This window comes from Streptomyces sp. NBC_00448 (assembly GCF_036014115.1).
Taxonomy (GTDB): Bacteria; Actinomycetota; Actinomycetes; order Streptomycetales; family Streptomycetaceae; genus Actinacidiphila.
In genome coordinates, this window is record NZ_CP107913.1 from 240,881 (window position 1) to 264,041 (window position 23,161).

Annotated in this window: 18 protein-coding genes and 1 pseudogene; 8 read left to right on the top strand and 11 right to left on the bottom strand. The window is 72.2% G+C overall.

Annotated features, from left to right (window positions below; genetic code table 11):
• Positions 1 to 60 precede the first annotated feature (60 nt).
• From OG370_RS01120 to OG370_RS01130, 3 genes are all read right to left on the bottom strand, one after another.
• Positions 61 to 975: an NADP-dependent oxidoreductase gene (locus tag OG370_RS01120; RefSeq protein ID WP_328459597.1), complete on the bottom strand. Its 915-nt coding sequence runs from the start codon at positions 973 to 975 to the stop codon at positions 61 to 63.
• 318 nt (positions 976 to 1,293) lie between these two features.
• The gene (locus OG370_RS01125; RefSeq protein WP_328459599.1) at positions 1,294 to 2,343 is read right to left on the bottom strand and encodes an ornithine cyclodeaminase family protein; all 1,050 of its coding nucleotides are present in this window, start codon (positions 2,341 to 2,343) and stop codon (positions 1,294 to 1,296) included.
• Positions 2,340 to 3,107: an IclR family transcriptional regulator gene (locus tag OG370_RS01130; RefSeq protein WP_328459601.1), complete on the bottom strand. Its 768-nt coding sequence runs from the start codon at positions 3,105 to 3,107 to the stop codon at positions 2,340 to 2,342. Before OG370_RS01130 ends, OG370_RS01125 begins: the two co-directional genes overlap by 4 nt.
• A gap of 272 nt (positions 3,108 to 3,379) precedes the next feature.
• On the opposite strand from OG370_RS01130, the gene OG370_RS01135 reads away from it, so the two are divergent.
• Both OG370_RS01135 and OG370_RS01140 read left to right on the top strand, forming a co-directional pair.
• Positions 3,380 to 4,723: an amidohydrolase family protein gene (locus OG370_RS01135; RefSeq protein ID WP_328459603.1), complete on the top strand. Its 1,344-nt coding sequence runs from the start codon at positions 3,380 to 3,382 to the stop codon at positions 4,721 to 4,723.
• Positions 4,720 to 5,784, top strand: a complete 1,065-nt coding sequence (locus tag OG370_RS01140; protein WP_328459605.1) for a dipeptidase — start codon at positions 4,720 to 4,722, stop codon at positions 5,782 to 5,784. Before OG370_RS01135 ends, OG370_RS01140 begins: the two co-directional genes overlap by 4 nt.
• 32 nt (positions 5,785 to 5,816) lie before the next feature.
• On the opposite strand, the gene OG370_RS01145 is transcribed toward OG370_RS01140, so the two are convergent.
• The 3 genes and pseudogenes from OG370_RS01145 to OG370_RS01160 all read right to left on the bottom strand — a co-directional run bounded on the left by OG370_RS01145 (position 5,817) and on the right by OG370_RS01160 (position 10,125).
• Positions 5,817 to 6,599: a LysR family transcriptional regulator substrate-binding protein gene (locus tag OG370_RS01145; RefSeq protein WP_328473701.1), complete on the bottom strand. Its 783-nt coding sequence runs from the start codon at positions 6,597 to 6,599 to the stop codon at positions 5,817 to 5,819.
• A 20-nt stretch (positions 6,600 to 6,619) separates the two neighbouring features.
• Positions 6,620 to 8,142 (bottom strand): annotated as a pseudogene (locus OG370_RS41385) (UxaA family hydrolase).
• Positions 8,143 to 8,592: 450 nt separating this feature from the next.
• Entirely contained in the window at positions 8,593 to 10,125 is a 1,533-nt protein-coding gene (locus OG370_RS01160) for a ricin-type beta-trefoil lectin domain protein (RefSeq protein WP_328459607.1), read from the bottom strand.
• 231 nt (positions 10,126 to 10,356) lie between these two features.
• Between OG370_RS01160 and OG370_RS01165 the strand changes: the two genes are divergently transcribed.
• Together OG370_RS01165 and OG370_RS01170 are read left to right on the top strand one after the other, a co-directional pair.
• On the top strand, positions 10,357 to 11,418 hold the full coding sequence (locus OG370_RS01165) for an ATP-binding protein (RefSeq protein ID WP_328459609.1): 1,062 nt from the start codon (positions 10,357 to 10,359) through the stop codon (positions 11,416 to 11,418).
• Positions 11,415 to 13,217 (top strand): vWA domain-containing protein, encoded by a 1,803-nt coding sequence (locus tag OG370_RS01170; RefSeq protein WP_328459611.1) that lies wholly within the window; start codon positions 11,415 to 11,417, stop codon positions 13,215 to 13,217. Before OG370_RS01165 ends, OG370_RS01170 begins: the two co-directional genes overlap by 4 nt.
• A 124-nt stretch (positions 13,218 to 13,341) precedes the next feature.
• Here the strand turns inward: OG370_RS01170 and OG370_RS01175 are convergent, their stop codons facing one another.
• The gene (locus OG370_RS01175) at positions 13,342 to 13,815 is read right to left on the bottom strand and encodes a cupin domain-containing protein (RefSeq protein ID WP_328459613.1); all 474 of its coding nucleotides are present in this window, start codon (positions 13,813 to 13,815) and stop codon (positions 13,342 to 13,344) included.
• A gap of 52 nt (positions 13,816 to 13,867) precedes the next feature.
• Between OG370_RS01175 and OG370_RS01180 the strand changes: the two genes are divergently transcribed.
• From OG370_RS01180 to OG370_RS01190, 3 genes are all read left to right on the top strand, one after another.
• On the top strand, positions 13,868 to 14,047 hold the full coding sequence (locus tag OG370_RS01180) for a CopG family transcriptional regulator (protein WP_328459615.1): 180 nt from the start codon (positions 13,868 to 13,870) through the stop codon (positions 14,045 to 14,047).
• Position 14,048: 1 nt separating this feature from the next.
• Positions 14,049 to 14,174 (top strand): hypothetical protein, encoded by a 126-nt coding sequence (locus OG370_RS01185; protein WP_443060598.1) that lies wholly within the window; start codon positions 14,049 to 14,051, stop codon positions 14,172 to 14,174.
• Positions 14,175 to 14,469: 295 nt separating this feature from the next.
• The gene (locus OG370_RS01190; RefSeq protein ID WP_328459617.1) at positions 14,470 to 16,110 is read left to right on the top strand and encodes an MFS transporter; all 1,641 of its coding nucleotides are present in this window, start codon (positions 14,470 to 14,472) and stop codon (positions 16,108 to 16,110) included.
• 255 nt (positions 16,111 to 16,365) lie between these two features.
• Here the strand turns inward: OG370_RS01190 and OG370_RS01195 are convergent, their stop codons facing one another.
• From OG370_RS01195 to tdh, 4 genes are all read right to left on the bottom strand, one after another.
• The gene (locus OG370_RS01195; protein ID WP_328459619.1) at positions 16,366 to 17,172 is read right to left on the bottom strand and encodes a DUF6461 domain-containing protein; all 807 of its coding nucleotides are present in this window, start codon (positions 17,170 to 17,172) and stop codon (positions 16,366 to 16,368) included.
• A gap of 103 nt (positions 17,173 to 17,275) precedes the next feature.
• Complete coding sequence (locus OG370_RS01200) at positions 17,276 to 18,196, bottom strand: LysR family transcriptional regulator (protein ID WP_328459621.1); 921 nt, start codon at positions 18,194 to 18,196, stop codon at positions 17,276 to 17,278.
• 4 nt (positions 18,197 to 18,200) lie between these two features.
• Entirely contained in the window at positions 18,201 to 19,412 is a 1,212-nt protein-coding gene (locus OG370_RS01205) for a glycine C-acetyltransferase (protein WP_328459623.1), read from the bottom strand.
• 133 nt (positions 19,413 to 19,545) lie between these two features.
• Positions 19,546 to 20,574: an L-threonine 3-dehydrogenase gene (gene tdh, locus OG370_RS01210; protein ID WP_328459625.1), complete on the bottom strand. Its 1,029-nt coding sequence runs from the start codon at positions 20,572 to 20,574 to the stop codon at positions 19,546 to 19,548.
• Between the two features lie 436 nt (positions 20,575 to 21,010).
• Here tdh and OG370_RS01215 point away from each other — a divergent pair, with 436 nt between their 5' ends.
• Complete coding sequence (locus OG370_RS01215; RefSeq protein WP_328459627.1) at positions 21,011 to 23,146, top strand: ROK family protein; 2,136 nt, start codon at positions 21,011 to 21,013, stop codon at positions 23,144 to 23,146.
• The last annotated feature ends 15 nt before the right edge of the window (positions 23,147 to 23,161 follow it).

Sequence of the window (23,161 nt, forward strand, 5' to 3'; positions counted from 1 at the left end):
TCTCAGCAAGCCGGTAAGCCGGCAATCCGGTAAGCCGCCTCAGGAGCCTGCACCCGCTGTTCAGTTGACGGTGAGGACGATCTTGCCGCGGTTGTGGCCGGCATCGCCGGCCTGCTGCGCCTTGGCGGCTTCCGCGAGCGGGTAGGTGGCCCCGACCGTGGTCACCAGCGTGCCGTCGCCGGCCTGCCGGGCCAGTTCGGCCAGCCGGGCGGCGGAGCGGCGCTGCGGGCCCTCGGCGAAGACGACACCGAGTTCGCGGGCGCGGAAGTCGGCGGTGGTGACGATCCGGTCGGTGCCGCCGCGCAGCGTGATCGAGTCCTCCAGCGCGCCCTTCCCCGCGGCGTCGAAGACGGCGTCCACCCCCTCGGGGGCGAGGGCCCGGACCCGTTCGACCAGGTTCTCCCCGTAGACCAGCGCGGTGGCGCCGAGCGAGGTGACGTACTCCTGGTTGGCCGGGCCGGCGGTGCCGATGACGCGGGCGCCGCGAGCGACGGCCAGCTGGACGGCGATGGTGCCGAGCGCACCGGATGCGCCGTGGATCAGCAGCGTCTCGCCCGAGCCGAGGCCGAGCAGGTCCAGCACTCGTTCGGCACCGTCGCTCGCCACGGGCAGCGCGGCGGCGTGTGCCCAGTCCAGCCCGGCCGGCTTGTGGGCGAGGACGGACGCGGATGCCACGGCGTACTGGGCGTAGGAGCCGGTGTCGGACCAGCCCAGCACCTCGTCGCCTTCCTTCAGGTGGTCGACACCCTCACCGACGGCGTCGACCACACCGGCGATCTCCCCGCCGGGCACGGCGGGGAGCGTGGTCGGGAAGATCGCCTCCATGCCGCCGGAGCGGATCTTGCCGTCCACCGGGTTGACACCGACGGCCCTGACGCGGACGCGTACCTGGCCGGGGCCCGGCCGCGGGACCTCGATCTCCGCCTCGTGCAGGACCTCGGTGCCGCCGAACGTGTCGAAAACGATGGCCTTCATGGCTGCTGCCTCCCCAAGGATGACGTCACCGGCCACCTTTACATGGCCAGCCACATAAAAAGTACCACCGTTTATGTGGCTAGCCAAGTAATGGCTCGGCGAGGAGGGTGCGATCGCGACGACGGGGCTCCCAGGGGGTGCCGATCCGGCCTTGCCGCGGCGACACGCGACCCGTTCTCGGGCCGGGCTGCCCGGACCGGGCTGCGCGGACCGGGCTGCGCGGACCGGGCTGCGCGGCACCCGGGAGTCACGGCCGGCGAGGTGCCGAACGTGACAGCGACGGTGTCGCCCTCGAAGCCGACGCCTACGAAGCCGACGTCATCGACGGTGAGGTGCCCGGCGGTCCTGTGCGCGCAGCGACTCCCCCGCAGTCCCGCGACGTGGCAGGTGGGCGGCGTCGTGCGCCACGCGGGCGGCTGCCACGTCGAGGGCGGCGTGCCCGGTGGACTTGAACAAGGTCAGCTCGATGGCGTCACCGCGGCCCGGGCGCGAGCCGGTGAGCACGGCGCCGAGGAGGGTGAGCCGGGACGGGTCGACGCCCTGGAGTTCGTGGGCGCCGGCCGGGGGCGGGGCTGCGGCCGCGCCGTCCCACTCGGCGAACAGGAGCGCGTCCCGGACGGTGGCCGAGTCGACCTCAGGACCGCCCGAGCCGCCGACGGAACTGACATGGGCACCGGGCCGCAGCCACGCGCGGTCCACGACGGGCTCGCGGGCCGCGGTGCAGCACAGGACGGCGTCGGCGCCGCGGACCGCCGACTCGACGCAGGGCGCGGCCACGACGCCGTGCCGGGCGGCCAGCGCGCGGGTGCGGTCCGGATCGCGCCCGGCCACGGTGACGGTCGGCGCAGCGCCGGCCGGCCAGGGGAGGCGACGAGCCGGCAGGGCGCCCTCGGGCGCGCCGAGGACGGCGGTCAGCAGGGTGAGTTGGGCGTCCGCCTGGGCGCCCGTGCCGATCACCGTGACCTGCTCGGTGCCCGGCCTGGCCAGGGCCAGCAGGGCGGCGGTCGCGGTGGCCGCGGTACGCAGGGCGGTCAGCGGTTCGGCGTCGACCAGGGTGAGCAGGCGCCCGTCCGTCTCGTCGAACAGGGCGACGACGCCTTGGTGCGCGGTGCGCCCGGGGTGGGCCGGGTCGTCGAAGACGGTGACCAGCTTGGCGGCCAGCCCGAGGCCGGGAACGTGGGCGGGCATCGCCCCGAGCAGTCCGTGCGGCCCGATGGCGGCGATACGGGGCGGCGCGGAGACGGTCCCCGCGGCGATCGCGGCCAGGGCGGTGCCGACGGCGTCCAGCAGCCGCAGCGGGTCGAGCGCGGCCACGGTGGCGTCGTGACCGAGGACGGCGGGCCCGGCCGCCCGCTCCCCCGCGGTCATGCCGCGCCCCCCGGTACGCCCCCCGGTACGCCCAGAGCGCCGGCCAACTCATCGACCGCTGAACGCAGTTCGTCCCGCAGCCGGGAGAGGTTCGGCTCCTCGAACTCCGGAGTCGGCCCGACCAGGGTCAGCGCGCACAGCGGCTGGCCGTCCGGGGTGAGGACGGCGCGGCTGACGGACGCCACCATCCGCTGGGTGCGGCCGATCTGCACGCCCCAGCCGGTGCGGGCCGTACGGTCCAGGTCGGCGAGCAGGCCGTCGGGGCCCTCCAGGGGATGGCCCGCGGCGGCGGCCGCCGCCAGGTAGGGGGCGCGGGTCCGCTCGTCCATGGCGGCGACCAGGGCCAGCGGACCGGCGAACCGGTGCACCGGGAGGAGTTCGTCGCGCAGGTCGCTGATCATCTCCAGCCTTGCCGGACGGACCACGTCGACCACACGGGCCCGGTCCTCCTCGGGGACCTGGAGATTGACCATCGTCGCGGTGGCCGCGGACAGCCGCTCCAGTACCGGCCGGGCGATGCCGACCAGGGAGTGCGCGGCGGTCGCCCGCGAGAGCTGGAGCACGACGGTGCCCGGCAGGTAGCGGTCACCGATGCGCATCACCCAGCCGCGGCGGACCAGGTCGGCCAGCACCCGGTGGGCGGTGGGCCGTTGCAGGCCGAGGGGGTCGGCGATCTCGCTGAGCCGCAGCGGGCGGCCGGACCGGGCGACCGCTTCCACCAGGTCCAGGGCCTTGTCCACGGCGGAGTTGCCGGACGCGGGCACGGAGCAGTCCTCTCGTTGTCGGCACCGGGCGCCGCGTTGTCGGCACCGGGCGCCGCGTTGTCGGCACCGGGCGGCCCGGACGGGTCCGCGGACGCCCGCATTTTCCGCGCCGGCGGAGGTTGCCGGACGCGCGGGGCGCCTCGGTCTCCCCGGCGGCTCGCGGGCGGGTCCGCCACCCTGTCCGGGGGGCGGGTAGGGTGGCCGCTGTTCCGACCAACGGATCACCTGTTGCAAGCAATGTAACAGTCCGGGCCTGGAGGGAGAACCGACCCATGAGTGACGAGCCCGTCGCCGCCCCGACGCCTTTCGCCCCGGCGCCGGCCGGCACCGTGGTGCTCTACCGTGGCGCGACCCTCGTCGACGGCACCGGCGAGGCCGGCCGCCCCGGGACCACGATCGTGGTCGACGGCGAGCGGATCGTACGGGTCGCCGCCGACGCCGAGGTCGACCCCGCCGACTTCCGCGACGCCGAAGTCATGGACGTGACGGGCGCGTTCGTCCTGCCGGGCCTGATCGACTCGCACCAGCACCTGGCGACACCGCCCAACCGCCCGGTCGCCGAGGCCGTGTTGCGCCGCGACCTGTTCGGCGGCGTGACCACGGCCCGCGACATGGCCGACGACCTGCGCCAGGTCGGCGACCTGGCCCGCGCCTCCCGGGTCGGCGAGATCCCCGCCCCGGACCTGTACTACGCCGCGCTGATGGCCGGCCCGACCTTCTTCGACGACCCGCGGACCTGGCAGGTCTCCCAGGGCGCGATACCGGGCCGGAACCCGTGGATGCAGGCGGTGGACGAGGACACCGACCTTCCGCTCGCCGTCGCCATGGCACGCGGCACCTCCGCCACCGCCGTCAAGATCTACGCGGACCTGCCGGCGGACCGCGTCGCCGCCATCACGGCGCAGGCGCACCGGCAGGGGCTCCTGGTCTGGGCGCACGCCGCCGTCTTCCCGGCGAAGCCGGGCGAGGTGGTCACCGCCGGAGTCGACAGCATCTCGCACGCGAGCCTGCTGGTCCACGAAGCCGCCGAGGGCCCGCTGATCCGCTACCGGACCAAGCCGCCGGTGGACGCGGCCCGCTTCGAGCGGGGCGACGACCCGGCGATCGAGGCCCTGTTCGGGCTGATGCGCGACCGGGGCACGATCCTGGACGCCACCGCGTCGATGTGGGGCAGGATCGCGGCCGAGGCCGGCGACGCCGCGGAACCACGCGAGCGCGCCCTCGCCAACGACGCCGTCACCGCCGCGATCACCGCCCAGGCCCACCGGGCCGGTGTGGAGATCTCCACCGGCACCGACAGCGACCCCGACCCCGCCGCGGCCTGGCCGCCCCTGCACGACGAGTTGGTCTACCTCCACGAGCGGTGCGGCATGACGCCCCTGCAGGTCATCCGCAGCGCCACCCTGATCGGCGCGCGCAGCCTCGGTGCCGAGAACGAGCGCGGCACCGTCGAGGAGGGCAAGATCGCCGACCTGGTCATCCTCGGCGCCGACCCGGCGGCCGACCTGGCCGCCGCCCTGCGCAGCATCCGCACGGTCGTCAAGCGCGGCCGCCCGCACCACCGTGCGGACTTCGTCGAGCCGACCCCCGCCGCGGGAACGGCGGTGGCGAAGTGAGCACCCGCACCCCGCTGATCGTCAACGCCCTCGGCGAACTGCAGAACCCCAACGCGTCCACGGAGACCGCCGGGTCCCTGGTCCAGAGCAGCAGCGACATCCGCGTGGACGAACGCACCGTCGCCGACGCCCGCGCCTCGGGGCTGACCGCGGTCAACATCACGCTCGGCTACACCATCGGCGACATGGAGCCCTACCCGCACACCCTCGCCGAGATCGAGGTGTGGGACGGCATCCTCCGCGAGCACCGGGCGGACCTGCTCAAGGTGCTCACCGCTCAGGACATCCTCCGCGCCCGCGAGGAGAGCCGGATCGGCGTGGTCTACGGGTTCCAGAACGCGGTGGCCGTCGGCCGGGACCTGGACCGGGTGGCGGAGTTCGCCCGCCTCGGCGTCCGGGTCGTGCAACTGACCTACAACCAGGCGAACCACATCGGCGACGGCTCCATGGCACCGCAGAACCGCGGGCTCAGCCCCTTCGGACGGGAGGTCGTCGAACGGCTGGGCGCACACCGGCTGATGGTCGATCTCTCCCACAGCGGCGAGAACACCTGCCTGGAGGCGGCCCGGATCGCCGGCGCGCCGGTCTCGATCAACCACACCGGCTGCCGGGCGCTGTGCGACCTGCCGCGCAACAAGACCGACGAGGAACTGCGCCTGGTCGCCGAGCGCGGCGGCTTCGTCGGGATCTACTTCATGCCCTTCCTCGCCGCCTCCGGCCACCCCACCGCCGACGACGTGGTCGAGCACCTGGTCCACGCGGTGAACGTGTGCGGAGAGGAGGCGGTCGGCATCGGCACCGACGGGCCGGTGACCGCGATCGACGACCTCGACGGCTACCGGGCCACACTGGCCGAGCACGTGGCGGAGCGCCGCCGCGCCGGGGTCGGCGCGGCCGGGGAACGCGCCGACACCTTCCCCTTCGTGGTGGACCTGCGCGGCGTCGACCAGTTCCGCAGGCTCATCGGGCTGCTGGAGCGGCGCGGCTGGTCCGAGGAGCGCATCGCCCGGGTCATGGGCGGCAACTTCGTCCACTACGCCGAGCGGATCTGGGGAAGCTGACCACGCGTCAGGTCCGCGCCGACGGCGACGGCTCACGCCTCGGCGTGCAGCGGCCGTACGCCCGCGGGCAGCGGTGTGTGCTCCTGGGCGTGCAGGAAGGCGCAGACGGCCGCGTTGCTGGAACGCCGCCGGGTCCAGAACAGGGCGACGTCGCGGTGCGCGGTGGGCGACTTGATCCGGCGGACCGCGAGCCCGTCGATCGGCGTGGTCTGCACGGCGAGTTGGTTGATGACGCCGATGCCGAACGCGGAGCGGACCAGGGCGACGAGAGTCGCGGGGTGGTCGGTGAGGTAGGCGACGTCCGCCTTCGACTCGTACTCCCCGAGCATGTGCCGCAGGTCGAAGCCGCCGCCCTCCTCCTCCGAACCGGCCGGGTTGCCGATCAGCGGCCGGGACAGGATGTCGTCGACGCCGATCAGGGGTTCCGCGGCGAGCGGATCGCTGTCGCGCATCACCGCGACGATGTCCTCCCGCCAGATCGTGCGGTGGCACAGCGTGGGTTCACGCATCTTCGGCAGCGTGGGCCGGAACGCGATGTCCACGACACCGGTCGCGACGGCCTCCTCCAAGGTGGCCGCCGTCCCCTCCCACAGTTCGACGGTGAGCCCGGGGCACTCGGACTTCAGGACCTGCAGCAGCGCCGGCAGATAGGTGGAACTCACCGACGGGTAACTGGCGACGGTGAGGTGCGCGACGAACGCCCGTGGCCGTCGCCAAACGGGCGTACCTTTGCATCGCGCCGCGGAGGCCGACGGTTCGCTGTTCCGGCGATTCGCGCGGCGCGGGGCAGAGCGGGGAAGGGCAGGGCAGGACAGGAAGGGTCAGCGGATGACGGTCACAGCACCGCGCCCATCCGCCACGGCGTGATCTCCTCGGCGCCGAAGCCGAGTTGCTCCGCCTTGGTCGGGCGTCCGGACGCGGTGTCCACGAGGGCCTCGAACAGCAGCCGGCCGTGTGTCACGTGTTCCGGGCAGGCCGTCGCCCGTCCACCGTCGAAGTCGATGTCGCCGCTCATGGCCTGGTAGAGCCCGGTGGTGGTGCTGATCCTTACGCACGGGGTCGGGCGGGAGCCGAACAGCGAGCCGCTGCCGGTGACGGAGGCGAGCACCGTCGCTCCCCCGGCGACCATGCCCGTCGCCGAGACCGGGCCGTGCCCGGGGGTGTCCATGAGTGTCAGCCCTGCTCCGGTCACCGGATCTGCGTACCCGACGACGTGCTCCACCGGGGCGGTGCCGGCCTTCAGTACGGCGGCCAGCGACTTCTCCCCGAGCGTGGTGATGCCGCCGGCCCGGTCCTCCCGCGAGGGTTCGCCGTCCGGGCCGGCGCCGTCGCGGGCGGCGTACTCCCGCCACCACGCGAGGAGTTCCTCGATACGGGCGGCGACGCCGGGGTCGCGGCCCGGCGGCGCAGAAGCGGCCCGGCGCCGTGCAGAGCGGGTGTCTCGCCGAGGATCACCCGCCCGCCCGCGGCGACCAGCAGATCGGCGGCGACGCCCACCGCCGGGTTCGCGGTGGTCCCGGACCAGGCGTCGCCGTCGCCGGACTGCAGTCCCAGGGTGAGTTCGGCCAGCGGAACGGGTTCCCGGCGCAGCGTCCTTACCTCGGCGACGAGTTCGGTGACCTGGGCAAGAGCCGCCCGCACCGCCGCCGCGGTGCCGCCGACGTCCTGGATGGTCACGGTGGTGTCCGCCACGTCGCCGAGGGCGTTTCCGGGCTGGTTGATCTCGCAGCCGAGGCTGACCACAACCGCCCCCACCACGTTGGGATGCGTGGCGTATCCGTGCAGCGTGCGGCGCAACAGGCCGTCGCCCGGCGTCCCTTCGGCCATCCCGCAGCCCAGGTCGTGGGCGAGCGCGATGACGCCGTCCAGGCCAGGCACGCCGGCGTGTTCGCGTTGCGCGGCCTGCGCGACCATCCGGGCCACGGTGGCCGAGCAGTTCACGGTGGGCACGATCGCGATGTAGTTGCGGGTCGCGCCCCGGCCGTCGGGACGGCGGTAGCCGAGGAAGTGGTCGCGGGCCGGGGCGATCGGCGGGGACCAGGCCGGCGGGGCGGACCACCCGCGCTCACCGGGGTGATCCGGGCCGGGCCCGAGGTTGTGCAGATGGACGTGGTCGCCGGGCCTGATGCCGGTCAGCGCCACCCCGATGACCTCGCCGTGTCTGCGGACCGGCTGTCCGGCGGCGACCGCGCGCACCGCCACCTTGTGTCCGGCCGGGATGTCCGTGGCGGCCGGGACCGTCGTGCCCCCGACCATGACGGGAGCGCCGCCCGGCGCGTCGCCGAGGACCACTCCGACGTCGTCGACGTCCGGGCGCAGGACCAGCGGCCGGACCGGGGCGAGGGCCTCCCCGTTCATACCGTGGCCTGCCGGGCGGTGCCGATCGCCGGGTGCGGCATTTCCCCGAGCCTTTCGGCAACGTGCCGGGCCCCGGCGCGCGTGACGCGAATTCCCTTTGCGGAGCGGTCGTTCAGGAAGCGGTCGGGGCCCGGAGGGGGCCCCGGGGAGCGAGTCGTCATGTCACCGACCGTAAATTCCCGTTCCGGAAAACCCAAGTGCGAGAATCGGCAGGCGTCCATCCGGATTTCGGATCTCTCCTCCGGCAAACGGGCGCCTTCCGGAAACGGGACGGCGGTTCGCGATTCTCCCGGCGGCGCGCTTCTCCCGTTCGCGGTTGGCCCAGCGCTTCGCCCGGCGGCGACTCGCGGTACTCCGGTCGGGGCTACTCCCGTTCGTGGGAATGCCCGCCGCCGGTCACGGTGACGGTTCCCGTGGCCGGCGGCGCGCGAGCGCGGTGGCGATCCCTGCCTACAGGGTCTGCCACTTCTGGTTGTCGCCGTTGCCGCAGGACCAGAGCTGGACGTTCTGCTCGCTGTACAGGTCCGCGTCCAGGCAGAGTTTGGAGCCGGCGTTGCGGATCGTCCCGTCGGAGAACTGGTACCACTGCTGCCCGGCCCCGCCCTGGCAGTCGTCGATGACCACATGGGTGCCGTTGGTCGTGCCGGAACCCGCGGCGGCCAGGCACTTCGTCCCGCCGTACACGGTGATCGTCCCGTCGGACTGCCGGGTCCACTGCTGGTTGTCACCGCTGCCGCAGGTCGTGACCTGGACCTGGACGTCGTCGGCCTGCGACGCGCCGGGCACGTCGAGGCACGCGTCGTAGCCGACGTTCTGCAGCCGAGTGGTGTCCGAACTCGGCCTGCCCCAGGCGTACTTGAGACGGTTGACGGCGGTGGGGTTCGGTGTCCACAGCGGCAGGTTCTGGGTGCTGCTGCTGTCGAAGCCGCTGAAGAGCCGGAGGATGTTCAGCGAGTCGTGGTCCGGGCTCGTGGTCCTGCCACCGATGCCGTGGCACCAGATGGCACCGAGGTTGTACTCGCGTATGACGTCGGTGATGGCCCGCAGGAACGCGACCTCCTTGGGGGTGGTGGCGCTCGGAGTGGCGTCGTAGTCGATGCCGTTGTCGGCGTCGGCGCCGAACTCCTCGATGACGGTGCGCGAGGGGCAGTTCCCCATGTAGGTCTTGATGTCGTTGACCCAGTCGTCGTAGCTCCGCGCGCCGTAGGGGAAGGCGTAGCGGTGCATCGCGAGGTAGACGCCGTCGAACCGGGAGTCACCGCACAGCGGCCGCAGGTCGCTGCCCCAGCCGCCCGAGTCGGCCTCGGCGCCCTCGATGAACATCCGGTTCCTGGGCAGGCCGTTGGCGCTCTCGCGGGTGATCCAGGTGGCGGCGAAGTCCAGCCACTGGGCGGTGGTGAAGCCGACCGGCTCGTTCATCGGGTCGAAGTAGACCAGCGGGTCGGACAGGTACTTGGCGACCTCCGTGTCCCACATCTGGTTCCAGGTGGGCAGGTAGCTGTCGGCGATCTTGTTGCTGCCGTCCTCGGACCAGTAGCACAGGATGACCTTGAAGCCCTTGGCGGTCGCGGCGTCGATGACGGAGTCATAGGTGTGCCAGTCGGCGGTGGCCGGGTTCATCGGCAGCCGGACGGTGTTGGCGCCCAGCGTGCTCTGGAACGTGGCGAACATCGCGTCGGCCTTGCTCCTGGCCGAGTTGTAGTCGTCGTCCGCGGACAGTCCCTGCAGCACGAGCCGGTCGGGGGTGAAGTTGTCGCCGAGGCGGGACCAGTGCACGCCGTGGAACTGGCTGGGGTCGAGGCCGCTGTCGGCGGCGGCCGGGGATGCGAGGGACAGCGTCATGAGCGGCACCGTAGTGAGCAGGGCCAGGGCACACAGCATCCAGGTCAGCACGCGGCGATGGAGGCGGGTGCGCGCGGAGGCGAGGGCGGGGGCGCGGGCGGGGACTTCGGGGTGGACGGCGACGGGAGTGGGGGGCGGCATGACTTCCTCTCCGGCTTGGCGCGCGAGAGTGGCCGGACGTGGCCGTGAATTCACCGCAACGCGCCGTTGACAGGGCGGAAACGAAGCTATCCGCGCTTCCCACGTGCGTCGATCGCGTCTTTCGGAACACCCGTATCCGTGTGGCGAATAGCAGCCTTGGAAAACCAGGTGCGACTGCCCTCGCCGGCCCCATACGCTGGGCGAACAGGAAAATCCCCCGCGGAGGAGCCAATGCAGGCCGCGACAACCGTCACGCCCACCCAGATCCCGGACCTCCTCCTGGGTCTCGCCACCGTCCGCCCGGTATTCCTCTGGGGCGCCCCCGGCATCGGAAAGTCCTCTCTGGTGAGGAAGTTCGCCGACTCCCTGGGCCTTGAGTGCGTAAGCCTGCTGGGCACTCAGCTCGCCCCTGAAGACCTGATCGGCGTGCCGCAGATCCGCGACGGCCGCTCCGTGTTCTGCCCGCCGGAGGCGATCGCCCGCGACGAGCCGTACTGCCTCTTCCTGGACGAGTTGAACGCCGCGACCCCGGATGTGCAGAAGGCGTTCTACTCGCTCATCCTCGACCGCCGGATCGGCAACTACGAACTCCCGGCGGGCTCGATCGTGATCGGCGCCGGCAACCGCGCCACCGACAACGCCCTGGCACGCCCCATCGCCTCCGCGCTCGTCAACCGCCTCACCCACGTCCACCTGCGTGCCTCCGCCACCGACTGGCTGGTGTGGGCGGGCGAGAACGGCATCCACCCCTGGGTGGTGGACTACCTCTCCGACCGGCCCGACCACCTGTGGTCGCAGCCGCCCAAGACCGAGGAGCCGTTCTCCACGCCCCGCTCCTGGCACATGCTCTCCGACGCGCTGCACTCCTTCGGGCCGACGCTGGACGAGGAGACACTGAAGGTCGTGGCCCACGGGACGCTGACCCCCGCCCATGCCGTCTCCTTCTGCGGGTACGCCAAGATCGTGCGGCACACCTACGGCATCGAGGCGATCATCAAGGGAGACGCCTCCTGGCCCCGCCGCATGGAAGACCGCGACCTGCTCTACTACCTCGCCGAGGCGTTCCGGGGGCGGCTCGTCAAGGAGCTCCCGGCCCGGCGCGAGCACGCCTCGGCCGCCGTGCGCGAGACCTGCTACCGCGCCAAGTCGCTGCTCGTCCAGCTCGCCGAGATCTCCGTCGAGGTCGCCCAGACCGTCATCGCCGAGGACGCCGACGGCAACCCGGTGCTGCCCGCCTGGTTCCTGGTGGAGGCCGCCCGCGACATGCCGCGCCTGGTCGAGGCCCGGCGTTGAGCCGGTCCCGCAAGCAGGGCGCGGACCGCCCCGACCCGGCCGCCGAGGCTTTCGCCGCCGGCGCGGACCTGGTGGGCCGCAACCCCGCCCTCGCAGCCATCGACGCCGACTTCGTCCGCGCCAAGGGCAACGCCGACGCCCCAGGCCAGGGCCTCGTCCGGGCGGACTCCAATGGGCGGGTGCACGTCCACCCCACCCGCCGAGCCGAACCCGGCGAGTGGGCCTGGGCGCTCGCCCATGCCCTCCTCCACCTCGGCTTCGGCCACCTCCCCGCCGCCAAGGAGCCCCGCGAGCAGCCCGACCGCTTCGACCTCGCCGCCCGCTGCACCGTCGTCAACCGCTTCCTCACCACCTTCCCCATCGGCACCACCCCCGACCACCTCCCCACGAGTTACCCCGACGGCGACGAGGAGCAGATCGCCGCCCGCTGGCGTAAGACCGGCGTCCCGGCCGCCTACGAGCGGTGCGGCACCGCGGACGGCGAACCCGACCAGTTGCTGGTGCAGTGGCCGCACTGGGACACCGCCCTGCCCGACCGGCAACTCGCCTTCGCGTACGCCCTGACCCGTACGGTCTCCGCCGCCATGGACGTCGCGGGTGGCCGCCGGGACCGGCTCACCGGTGAGCGCGTCGCCCAGCGACCCTGGGATCGCGCCCTCAACTGGTTCGTCTCGTCCTACCCGCTGCTCGGCGCCCTCGCGGCCGGACTGACCGTCGTCGCCGACGCCGAACTCGCCCGCGTGCACGACATCTCTGTGGCCGCCGTGGACGCCACCGCCGGCGAGATCTACATCAACCCGCTCAAGCGGTTCACGGACGAGGAGTGGCGGTTCATCCTCGCCCACGAGATGCTGCACGCCGCGTTGCGCCACGGCGGGCGCCGCGGCGCCCGCGACCACTATCTCTTCAACGTCGCCGCCGACTACGTCATCAACGGCTGGCTGATGGAGATGAGCATCGGCGCGATGCCCGAAGGGCTGCTGTACGACGCCGAGTTGAAGGGTCTGTCGACCGAGGAGGTGTACGACCGGATCGCCACCGGGCTGCGGCGTGGCCGGCGCCTTGCGACCCTGCGCGGCAAGGGCGCCGGCGACATCCTGGGCGAACCACTGCCCGGCCGGCCCGCCGACCCCGTCGACCTCGACGCGTTCTACCGGCGCGCCCTCGTCCAGGGCCACCAGCTGCACACCGACCGGCAGCGTGGCCTGCTACCGGCCGGACTGATCCAGGAGATCCGCGCACTCGCCCACCCGCCCGTCCCGTGGGATGCCCAACTGGCGTGCTGGTTCGACGAGTTCGCGCCACGGCCCGAGCCGGTACGCAGCTACTCCCGGCCCGCCCGGCGCCAGGCCTCGACCCCCGACATCCCGCGCGCGGGCCGCTCCTTCCCGCCCGAGGAGGTCGCCCGCTGCACCTTCGGCGTCGTCCTGGACACCTCGGGCTCGATGCCCGGCCCGCTGCTCGCCAAGGCACTGGGCGCGATCGCCTCCTACGCCGAGGCCCGCGACGTGCCGGCCGCCCGGGTGGTGTTCTGTGACGCCGCCGCCTACGACGCCGGGTACCTGGCGCCAACGGAGATCGCCGGGCGGGTACGGGTCAGGGGGCGCGGCGGCACGGTCCTGCAACCCGGCATCGACCTGCTGCAGCGGGCCGACGACTTCCCGCCGACGGCCCCCGTCCTGGTGATCACCGACGGCTGGTGCGACGTGCTGCGGGTCCGCCGCGAGCACGCCTACCTGATCCCGGAGGGCGCGGGGCTGCCGTTCACCCCGCGCGGACCGGTCTTCCGGGTGCGCTGACCGGCAGGGCCGCTTCAGCGCAAGGGCTCCCCGGACTTCACCTGGTCCGCTTCGCCGGTCTCTTCTCAGCCCGCGGGGTCTGGGGTGCCGCCGCCGGTGTGGTCGTGGAGGTGGTGCTCTTGCCTTACCAGGCAGGGCTGGTGACGAAGTGGGTGTCGTAGCGGTGTTGCTCGGTGAGCAGGCTGTCGCGGCCGGCTTCGCCCCGGCGGATTCTGGCGACCTGCCGAAGGTAGTCGAATCGTTCGATGCCAGGGGTGATCACGATCAGGGCATCGGCGGTGTCCTCCGGGGCGGCGCGGAAGGCGTGGTCACAGCGCGGCGGGATGACCAGGAAGTCACCGGAGCCGGCGGTGATGACCTTCGATCCCACCAGCACCTGGAGCGTTCCGTCGACGACGAAGAACAGTTCGGAGGAGTGGTCGTGCCGGTGCGGGACCGCGCCGTCGGCGCCGCGGGCGAGTTGGACGCGGTGGGCGCTGAGCGCCCCGTTGCTGGCACTGGCGTCAGCCAGTAGGCAGTGGCCGATCTCGGGCAGTTGCTCGGCGTCGCCTGCGCGGACGACAACCGGGGCGTGTGGATCAGCTGCGAAAGCAGACACGAGAGACCTCCTGGGCTAGGATGCTAGCAATCTAGAGAGCTAGTATCGCCCGATGGGTGATGCGGAAGTCAAGCAGTTCAACGTGTATCTGCCGCTGGGGCTGATCAGGCAGGTCAAGCACCCCGCGATCGAGACGGGCATGTCCTTGTCCGCGCTGGTCACGGACGCCTCGCGCGCCTACCTCGACGACGCCCATGGGCAGCGGCTGTTCACTTCCGGAAAGGAGTCATGACATGGCAACCGAAGGGTTCGAGGCGGTGTTCGTGGAGACCCACCACTGGGGGAAGAGCGCAACGTTCTTCCAGGAGCTGGGTTACGACGGGCGGCTGTGGAGTCTGCAGGCCCCTGCCAAGAGCTGACATCTTCCCTCTCGTCCGGTTGGGCTGATTCCCCTCGGCCGATGGCGCCCGCGCTTCGGCCGATGGCGCCAGCGCTCCGCCCGGCGAATCCCCCGGCAGTGGCGATTCTCGCCCTGCCAGGCGCTGTCCAGCCGACAGCCGGGGTCACACGCCTGCGGGCAACCGCGCACGAGAGGGGCCCCGTACCCGGGTACCGGGCGAGGGCATCTGGAGCAACAAGACCTGTTGGGCCCACCCGGTGGCGGCGCTTCCGCCACCGACCGTGGGGATGCGAGGAGCGAAGGATGGGAAACGAATGAGCAGATGGCGCGGCAATCCCTGGGCGGTGCTGCTGACGCTCAGCCTGGGATTCTTCATGACACTGCTGGACCTGACGGCCGTCAACGTCGCCATCCCCAGCATGATCGGCGGCCTGCACGCGTCGCTGGACGAGGTGTTATGGGTGATCAATGTCTACATTCTCGTCCTCGCCGCACTGCTGATCACGTTCGGCCGGCTGGGCGATGTGCGCGGGCCGCGCACGATGTTCATCGGGGGTGTCGCGCTGTTCACCGTGGCATCGGTGCTGTGCGGCCTGTCGCAGGGCCCGGCCCAGCTCATCGCCACCCGGGCCGTGCAGGGCCTGGGCGCGGCGGCGCTGATGCCGCAGACGATGACGATCATCATCGGCACGTTTCCGGCCGAGCGCCGGGGCGCCGCACTCGGCGTCTGGGGCGGAGTCGCGGGCGTGGCCACGATCGCCGGGCCCACCCTCGGCGGGTTCCTGGTGAGCACGGCCGGCTGGCGGTGGATCTTCTTCGTCAACGTCCCGATCGGCGCGATCGTCCTGGCGATGGCCGTCACGCTCGTGCCCGACATCCGGCACGGCAACCACCGAAAGCTGGACGTTGTGGGTGTCGTCCTCGCCGCGGCGACGCTGGTATGCCTGACCTTCGCGCTCACCGAGGGCCAGCGATACGACTGGAACGCCGGGATCTGGGCGCTGCTGGGCGCGGCTGCCCTGCTGCTGGTGCTGTTCCTGGTTCACCAGGGCAATCGGCAGCACGACGAACCGCTGCTGCCCTTCGTGCTCTTCCGCGACCGCGACTACGCGGTCATGAGCTTCGTGTCCGCGACCGTCCAGGTCGGGATGCTCGGCCTGTTCCTGCCGGTGATGATCTATCTGCAGTCGGTGCTGGACTTCAGCCCCCTCACAGCCGGGCTCGTGATGGCGCCGGCGATGGTGGTGTCGGCGGTGCTGTCGCCGGTCGCGGGCCGGATGTCGGACCGGATCGGCGGCAAGTACGTCCTGATGACCGGTCTGACCCTGTTCGCGGCCGGCATGGCCTGGCTCACCTGGGTCACCGATGTCGGCCGCGCGTGGTGGGAGTTCCAGCCCGCCCTGATCACGGCCGGGGTAGGCATCGGCTGCGTGTTCGGCCCGATGGTCACGGTCGCCATGTACAACGTGGAGCCCACGATGGCCGGGGCGGCCTCCGGCGTGATGAACACGATCCGCCAGATCGGCACGGTGATCGGCAGCGCCGCGGTCGGCGCGGTACTGCAGAACCGCCTGGCCGCCTCGCTGCAGGACGAAGCGGCAAAGCGGGCGGCCGGCCTCCCGGCCGACGTCCGCGGCCCGTTCCTGGCCGACTTCCGCAACGCCGCCAAGAGAGGTCAGGAGGTCGGCGTCGGGCGGAACGGCACGGTGGTCCACCCGCCGCGGGGAACACCGCCAAGCCTGGCCCATCACATCGATCAGGTGGCGGCGTCCACATTCCAGCACGGGGTCGTCCACGCGATGCGACCGACCCTGGCACTGCCCATCATCGTGATCGCGGTCGGCGCCGTCTCATGCTCCTTGGTACGACGCCGACCGGTCGGCAGCCCGCGCCCCGCACCGGAACCGGTGGACCTCGGCACCTCGGCCCCGACCCGCCAGGAGTTCCTGGGCTGAGGCCGTCGTCGACCGTGGCCGCACGGTGGTCGGTCGCCCTTGCCGCCTTGGTGACGACAGCGTCCGGCGGCGGCCGGCCACCCTCCGGCCGGCGCGGTGCGGCGGCGGTACCCGCCTGTCGGCTGTGCTGGGGTGCCGCCCCCGTCTCGACCCGTCCGGCCGCGATCTGCCGGCGCCGGCGCCGGCCTCTGACCAGCGCTCCGACGCATGGTCGGCTCCGTAGTCCACCCCCGAGGGACTTCCGGAGCCGACCACTCAGACCGTGTCCTCCGGGGCGGAGAGGGGGTCGATCCTCGGGTGGTCGGCCTCCGCGCGGGGGCGGGACGCGGCTTCATCGACCCGGGCGCGGGTGAACTTCCGGTAGAAGCGCTCGCCGTGGGCATCGGTGATGTCGACGACGACGGCGGTCCACTCCTCGGCGGGCTCGTCAGGGACGAGCCCGAGCCGGTAGTGCGCCTCCCGGAGCACTTCCTCCGTCAGCCGGACGCCGGTGAGCCGCTCGGTCAGGGCGAGGACCGCCGCCTTGTCGTCGGTGCCGCCGCTCCTGCGGTCCTCGTCCCAGAGGTCGCAGCCGACCTCGCGCATCATCGGGAGGAGGGCGTCGGGGGTACTGCCGCTTCTGAAGGTGGGCCCTTCGAAGGTGGTGCGCAGCTCCCCGTCCTCGTACCAGGAGAAGCCGTTGATGGGCTTGCCGCCGTTACGGGAGTGCTCCACGGCCCGGCTCCCCGCCGAGAGGGCCTTCATGAAGCGCGGCTGGATGCCCGTGCCGCCCCGTGCGAGTTCCCAGACGAGTGTCCAGTCGCCGTCCTCCCCCGGCACGGTGAACGCGCCCGCGAGGAAGGAGTTGTCCGAGTAGTCCAGTTGGTCGCACAGCTCGTCCTGGAGCTCGATCAACTCCGCGACCCCCGCGCACCTGCCCTGCGGCTCCGCGCCCATGACCCGCAGCGCCTCCTCCGGGGGCACGCCCCGCACCAGGGCCAGGCTGTAGCCGCACTCCAGCGCGTGGCCGAAGAGCGGGGAGGAACGTATCCAGGCGTAGTCCTGCGCGGTCACCGAAGTCATGGGCCGAGTCTGACCGCTGCCACCGACAGTGCGGTCCTCCCCGCCGACGCGCGGCATCAAGATGCCCTGAAGCGACCGCCTTTGGCGCGGCGCCCTGCGCCGGTCAGTCCGCGTCGGGGCTCGCCGTGGCGGCTGCCTGCTGGAGTTCAGACAGGACCGGGCGGATCAGGGGGTGGTGCTCGGCGCCGCGCCGGACCGCGGCGAAGACACGGCGGGTGGCGGGGCTGCCGGCGACGGGGCGGATCACGACGTCGGGCAGGTGCACCCCGCGCAGCGCGGAGCGCGGCACCAGCGCGACACCCGCGCCGACCCCGACCAGCGCGGCGACCGCGCGGAAGTCGTCGGACGAGTGCGCCACGCGGGGCTGGAAGCCCGCCAGCTCGCAGGCGAGGGTGACCACGTCGTGGCAGGGGTTGCCCGGGTAGGGGCTGATCCAGTACTCGTCCGCGAGATCCTCGACCCGGACCCGCTCGCAGTCGTCCAGCCGGTGGCCGCGCGGCAGGACCGCGTCGAAGGGCTCGGCGTACAGGGCCACCCGGGACAGCCGCTGGTCGTCGTCGCGCGGCGCACCGCGGTACTCGACCGCGACCGCGACATCCGCGTGCCCGTCCAGCACCATGGCCAGGCTCTCGTCGCCCTCGGCGTCGCGCACGCGGACCCGGATACCCGGGGACGACAGCGTCAGCGCGGCCATCGCCCGGGCCAGCACGGTGGTGATGCCTGTGGCGAAGGACACCACGGTCACGGTGCCGGCCGCCCCGCCCGCGTAGGCGGCCAGCTCGGCCTCGGCCCGCTCCAGCTGGGCCAGCACCGTGCTGCTGTGCGCGACCAGGATCTCCCCGGCGGCGGTCAGCCGGACCCCGCGGCCGTCGCGCACCAGCAGCTGGTGGCCTACCTCGGCCTCCAGTGCCGCGAGTTGCTGCGAGACCGCGGAGGGGGTCAGGTACAGCACGGCGGCCGCGGCGGTCACCGTACGGTGGTCCGCCACGGCCCGCAGGGTTCGCAGCCGGCGCGTATCGATCACCTGGTCATCCTGCCAGGGACTCCCGGGCGGCCACGAATGCTGCGACGGCCCGCTCGACGTCCTCGGCGGAGTGGCTGGCGGACAGCTGCACCCTGATCCGGGCCTTGCCGTGCGGCACCACCGGGTAGGAGAAGCCGATCGCGTAGACGGCGTGCTCCAGCAGCAGGTCGGCCAGCCGCCCGGCCTGTTCGGCGTCGCCGATCATGACCGGGACGATCGGGTGGCCGCCCGGCGCGAGCTCGAAGCCCTCCTGGGTCATCCGCTCCCGGAACAGCGCGGTGTTCTCCTGGAGCCGGGCCCGCAGCAGCGGTCCCGGGCCCGCCTCGGAGTCGTCCTCCAGCAGGTCGAGCACCTTCAGGGAGGCGGCCGCGATCACCGGGGCGAGGGAGTTGGAGAACAGGTACGGCCGGGAGCGCTGGCGCAGCAGCGCCACGATCTCGGCGCGGGCGGCGACGTAGCCGCCGGAGGCGCCGCCGAGCGCCTTGCCGAGGGTGCCGGTGAGGATGTCGACCCGGTCCATCACGCCGTGCAGTTCGTGGGTGCCGCGCCCGCCGGGGCCGACGAAGCCCACCGCGTGCGAGTCGTCCACCATGACCATGGCCCCGTAGCGGTCGGCCAGGTCGCAGATCTCGTCCAGCGGGGCGACGAAGCCGTCCATGGAGAACACGCCGTCGGTGACGATCAGCTTGCGGCGCGCGTCACCCGCCTCCTTGAGGCGCTGCTCCAGTTCGGCCATGTCCCGGTTGGCGTAGCGCAGCCGGCGGGCCTTGGACAGCCGGATGCCGTCGATGATGCTGGCGTGGTTGAGCGCGTCGGAGATCACCGCGTCCCGCTCGTCCAGCAGCGTCTCGAAGACGCCGCCGTTGGCGTCGAAGCACGAGCTGTACAGGATCGTGTCCTCCATGCCGAGGAACGCCGACAGCCGGGACTCCAGCTCCTTGTGCACCTCCTGGGTGCCGCAGATGAACCGCACGGAGGCCATGCCGTATCCCCAGCGGTCCAGCGCGTCCTTCGCCGCGGCCACCACGTCGGGGTGGTCGGCCAGGCCCAGGTAGTTGTTGGCGCAGAAGTTCAGCACCTCGCCGGGGCGGCCGCCCGCGGTGACTTCGACGGTGGCGCTCTGCGGTGTGCCGATGACGCGCTCGGGCTTGTGCAGACCGGCGGTGCGGATCTCGTCGAGGGTGGCGCGCAGATCCGCGCGGACGGAGTCGAGCATCGGGGGGGTCTCCTTGAAGCGAGGGGCGGGAGCCGGGGGCGAGAGGTGGGTGCGGGCGCGGGTCGCGAGGACCGGGCGCGGGTGCGGGTATCGCGGGCGGCGACGGCGGTGCGGGACGTACGGCCTGGGCGTTTCAGGCGGTCCAGTCGAGGATGACCTTGCCGCAGCGCCCGCTCGCAGCCTCGTCGAACGCCTCGTCGAAGTCCTGGTACGAGTAGCGGCCGGTGATCACCGGGCTGAGGTCGAGACCCCCTTCGAGCAGCACCGACATGGCGTACCAGGTCTCGTACATCTCCCGCCCGTAGATCCCCTTGAGCGTGATCATCGACGTGACGATCCGGGCGAAGTCGACGGCGAACTCCTCGGCCGGCAGGCCGAGCAGGGCGATCTTCCCGCCGTGGGTCATGTTCGCCACCATGCTGCGCAGTGCCTCGGGGCGGCCGGACATCTCCAGGCCGACGTCGAAGCCCTCGCGCAGCCCCAGCGCGCGCTGGCCCTCCTCGATCGTGGAGGTGCGCACGTCCACCGCGAGGCTCACCCCGACCCGCTCCGCCAGCTCCAGCCGGAACGGGCTGACGTCGGTGATCACCACGTTGCGGGCGCCCGCGTGCCGGGCGACCGCCGCCGCCATGATCCCGATCGGGCCGGCCCCGGTGATCAGCACGTCCTCGCCGACCAGCGGGAACGACAACGCGGTGTGCACGGCGTTGCCGAACGGGTCGAAGATCGCGGCGACGTCCGGGTCCACCGGCACCCGGTGCACCCACACGTTGGCGGCCGGCAGCGTCACGTACTCGGCGAACGCGCCGTCCCGGCCGATGCCCAGGCCGACGGTGCTGCGGCACAGGTGCCGGCGTCCGGCCAGGCAGTTGCGGCAGGTGCCGCAGACCAGGTGCCCCTCACCACTGACCCGGTCGCCCGCGGCGATGCCGGTCACGCCGGGCGCGACCTCGACGACGTCGCCGACGAACTCGTGGCCCAGCACCAGCGGGGTGCGGATCGCCTGCTGCGCCCATCCGTCGTACGCCCGGATGTGCAGGTCGGTGCCGCAGATGCCGGTGCGCAGCACCTTGATCAGGACCTCGCCCGGGCCGAGGGCGGGCTCGGGCACGTCCGTGAGCCACAGGCCGGGCTCCGCCTTCGCTTTCACAAGTGCCTTCACCGGCGGACTCTCCTGTGCTGGGTGGGATCACCGCGACGTGACCGCCGTGGCGATCCCACCTTTCCGCCCCGTGCCGCGCCGGGTCCATCGAGGGTTTCTTAAGCCCCACCCAAGCTGGGCTTCATGATCGTGCCGGCCGATCAAAATACGGACGATTCGGCTGAAATCCCGCAGAGCCATCCGCGTCTCACCCGGGGGCGAAAACGAGAGGGAATCTACTTCTCAAAACGCCCATAGATTCGTATGTCCGATGATTCATTGCATCACCCAACAAGGGCACCCACGCGAGCCCTACAGAGGGCGTCCACATGTCGGACAGGGTCTTGACCTGCCGAAAGACTGGCCCGAATCTCTTGCGCAACAGCCTTCTTAACCAATATGAAAGCTGCTGTGAAACCCGAGTGTCGGGCAGCCGGCGAAGGCAAGGACGAGAAAAGTGGCGAATTCGGACGGCAAGCGCACGATCGGCTCGCGTGCGCTCTGTATTGCCGCGATCCGGGATCTGGGCCGGGCGACCATCGCCGAGATCGCCGCCCGCGCGCGCCTCTCCAGGCCGACGGTGGAGGCCGCTCTGGCGGACCTCACCTCCGACGGCCTCGTCGAGGCCGAGGCGGACCAGGTCCAGCACGGTGAGACGGGTGGCCGTCCCGCCAGGCAATCGAGGTTCCGCGCCGAGACGGGCGTCGTGGTCGGCGTCGATCTGAGCGCCTCCGAGATGCACGTCCTGCTCACCGACCTGGCGGGCCGCACCCTCGCGATGGGTTCGTCGGGCCAGCCCACTTGCAGCGACGCGCGGCCCGATCCGAGCCGGGTGGTCTCCGTCGTCGACGACGCCCTCGGTCGGGCCGGCTTCACCCGGGCCGATCTGCGGGCTGTCGGTATCGGCACCGCGGGGCTGGTGACGCCGAGCGGCGAGGCTCTGACGTCGCCGGTCAGGTCCTGGAACGGCACCAACCTCCAGGACCGGTTCACGGCGCTGCTGGGCGTCCCCGTGATCGTCGACAACGACCTGTCGCTCGCCGCTGCGGCCGAGTCGCGGTTCGGTGCCCTGGAGGGCGCCGGTACCGGCGTCTACGCGCTCACCTGGCACCATGTCTCGGCTCGGATAACGGTCGACGGCACGGTGCTTCGCGGGCGCCACAACAGCGCCGGCGAGGTCGGCCTGCTCCGGTCGTTCAGCGACATCGAGTTTCCCATCGGGCCGCTGAACGAGGCCGTGTCCCAGATCGCGCGGCCGCTCGAGCGGTTGCTCGCGGACCCCACGGACGCGGAAGGCCGCAGGACGCAGCAGGCGCTGGTGTCCGCCATGACCCCGGCCATCGGTGCGCTCGTGCTCGCCGTCGACCCCGACGTGGTCGTGCTGGGGGGCGAACTCGCTCGTTTCGGGGACCTGATCGCCTCGGACCTGGCCACCGCGGTGGGCGAGTTCACCGACGGCGCGGGCGAGCTCGACGTCGTGATCACCCCGACCTCTCTCGGCCGGCACGGGGTGTGCGTCGGCGCCGTTCACCGGGCCTTCGAGAACTTCTCCGGTGCGATCTACGGCACCGAGGAAGTGGCGCCGCCGCGGGTGGACCCCGACCTCAGCTCCGGCGCCGGGCTCCCCGTGAGCCATCCGCGGATCGCCTTGCTGGACGGCGGCGGGGCGCTGGGCGAAGCGGTCAGGGCGTCACCGCTGGCGAGTGGAGTCCGCGGTTACGCCGAGGTGTCCGAGGTGATGGCACTCGGCATCGCACCGGAGCACGTGTTCGTCGATCTGCCCGGCCCGGAGCGGGTCGAGGCGGCGAAGGCCGTGTTGGAGCGCGGGATCGCCGTCACGCTCGCGGCGCCGCCGGCCGACTCGCCGGCCGCGCTGGACGAACTGCTGGAGGTGGCCAGGCGGACCGGCGCACCGGTGCGCGTCGACCACGCGCCGCGCAGATCTCCGGCTGTCCGTACGCTCCAGCGCTGCATCGCCGACGGCCTCGTCGGGGACGTCAGCGCCATCTGGTGCCGGCATCTCACCGAGACCGATGTCCAGGTGACGGACGATCAGCTCGCTCTCGACATCGACGTCATCCACTGGCTGTCGAGTGGCACGACCGAGCACTGCAGCGCCGTCGCGTCCCTCCCGCACCCTTCCCAGGCCACCGGTCACGAACCGCGGCTCTCGATGATCGCGTTCGTGCTGGACAACGGTGTGTCGGCCGGCTACATGCGCGGGTGGGGCGCGGGTCCCGATCGGCGCTTCTACACCGTCGTCGGGACGACCGGCCGCCTGGAGAGCGACGGCGACCAGGTCTGGCTCACCGCAACGGCAGCGGAGGCCGGACAGCGGACAGCGGACCCGACCGGGGCCCGCGCCGACCCGTCCGCCCCGCTGCCCCCGCCGCCGCCCGAAGACCCGCTGGACGTACGGGCGGTGACGCCCGACCCCGCCCGCTCGGTCCGGGAGGCGCGCGAGGCGATGGCAACGGTGCACGCGATCCGGCTCTCGCTTCTGCGTGAGGGCGAGCGCTGCCGCGTCGAGCCGCCCCACGCGGATCTCGTCACTTACTTCACCAGCACGAACCAGGAGGAACCTCAGTGCTGAGGTACACGATCACGC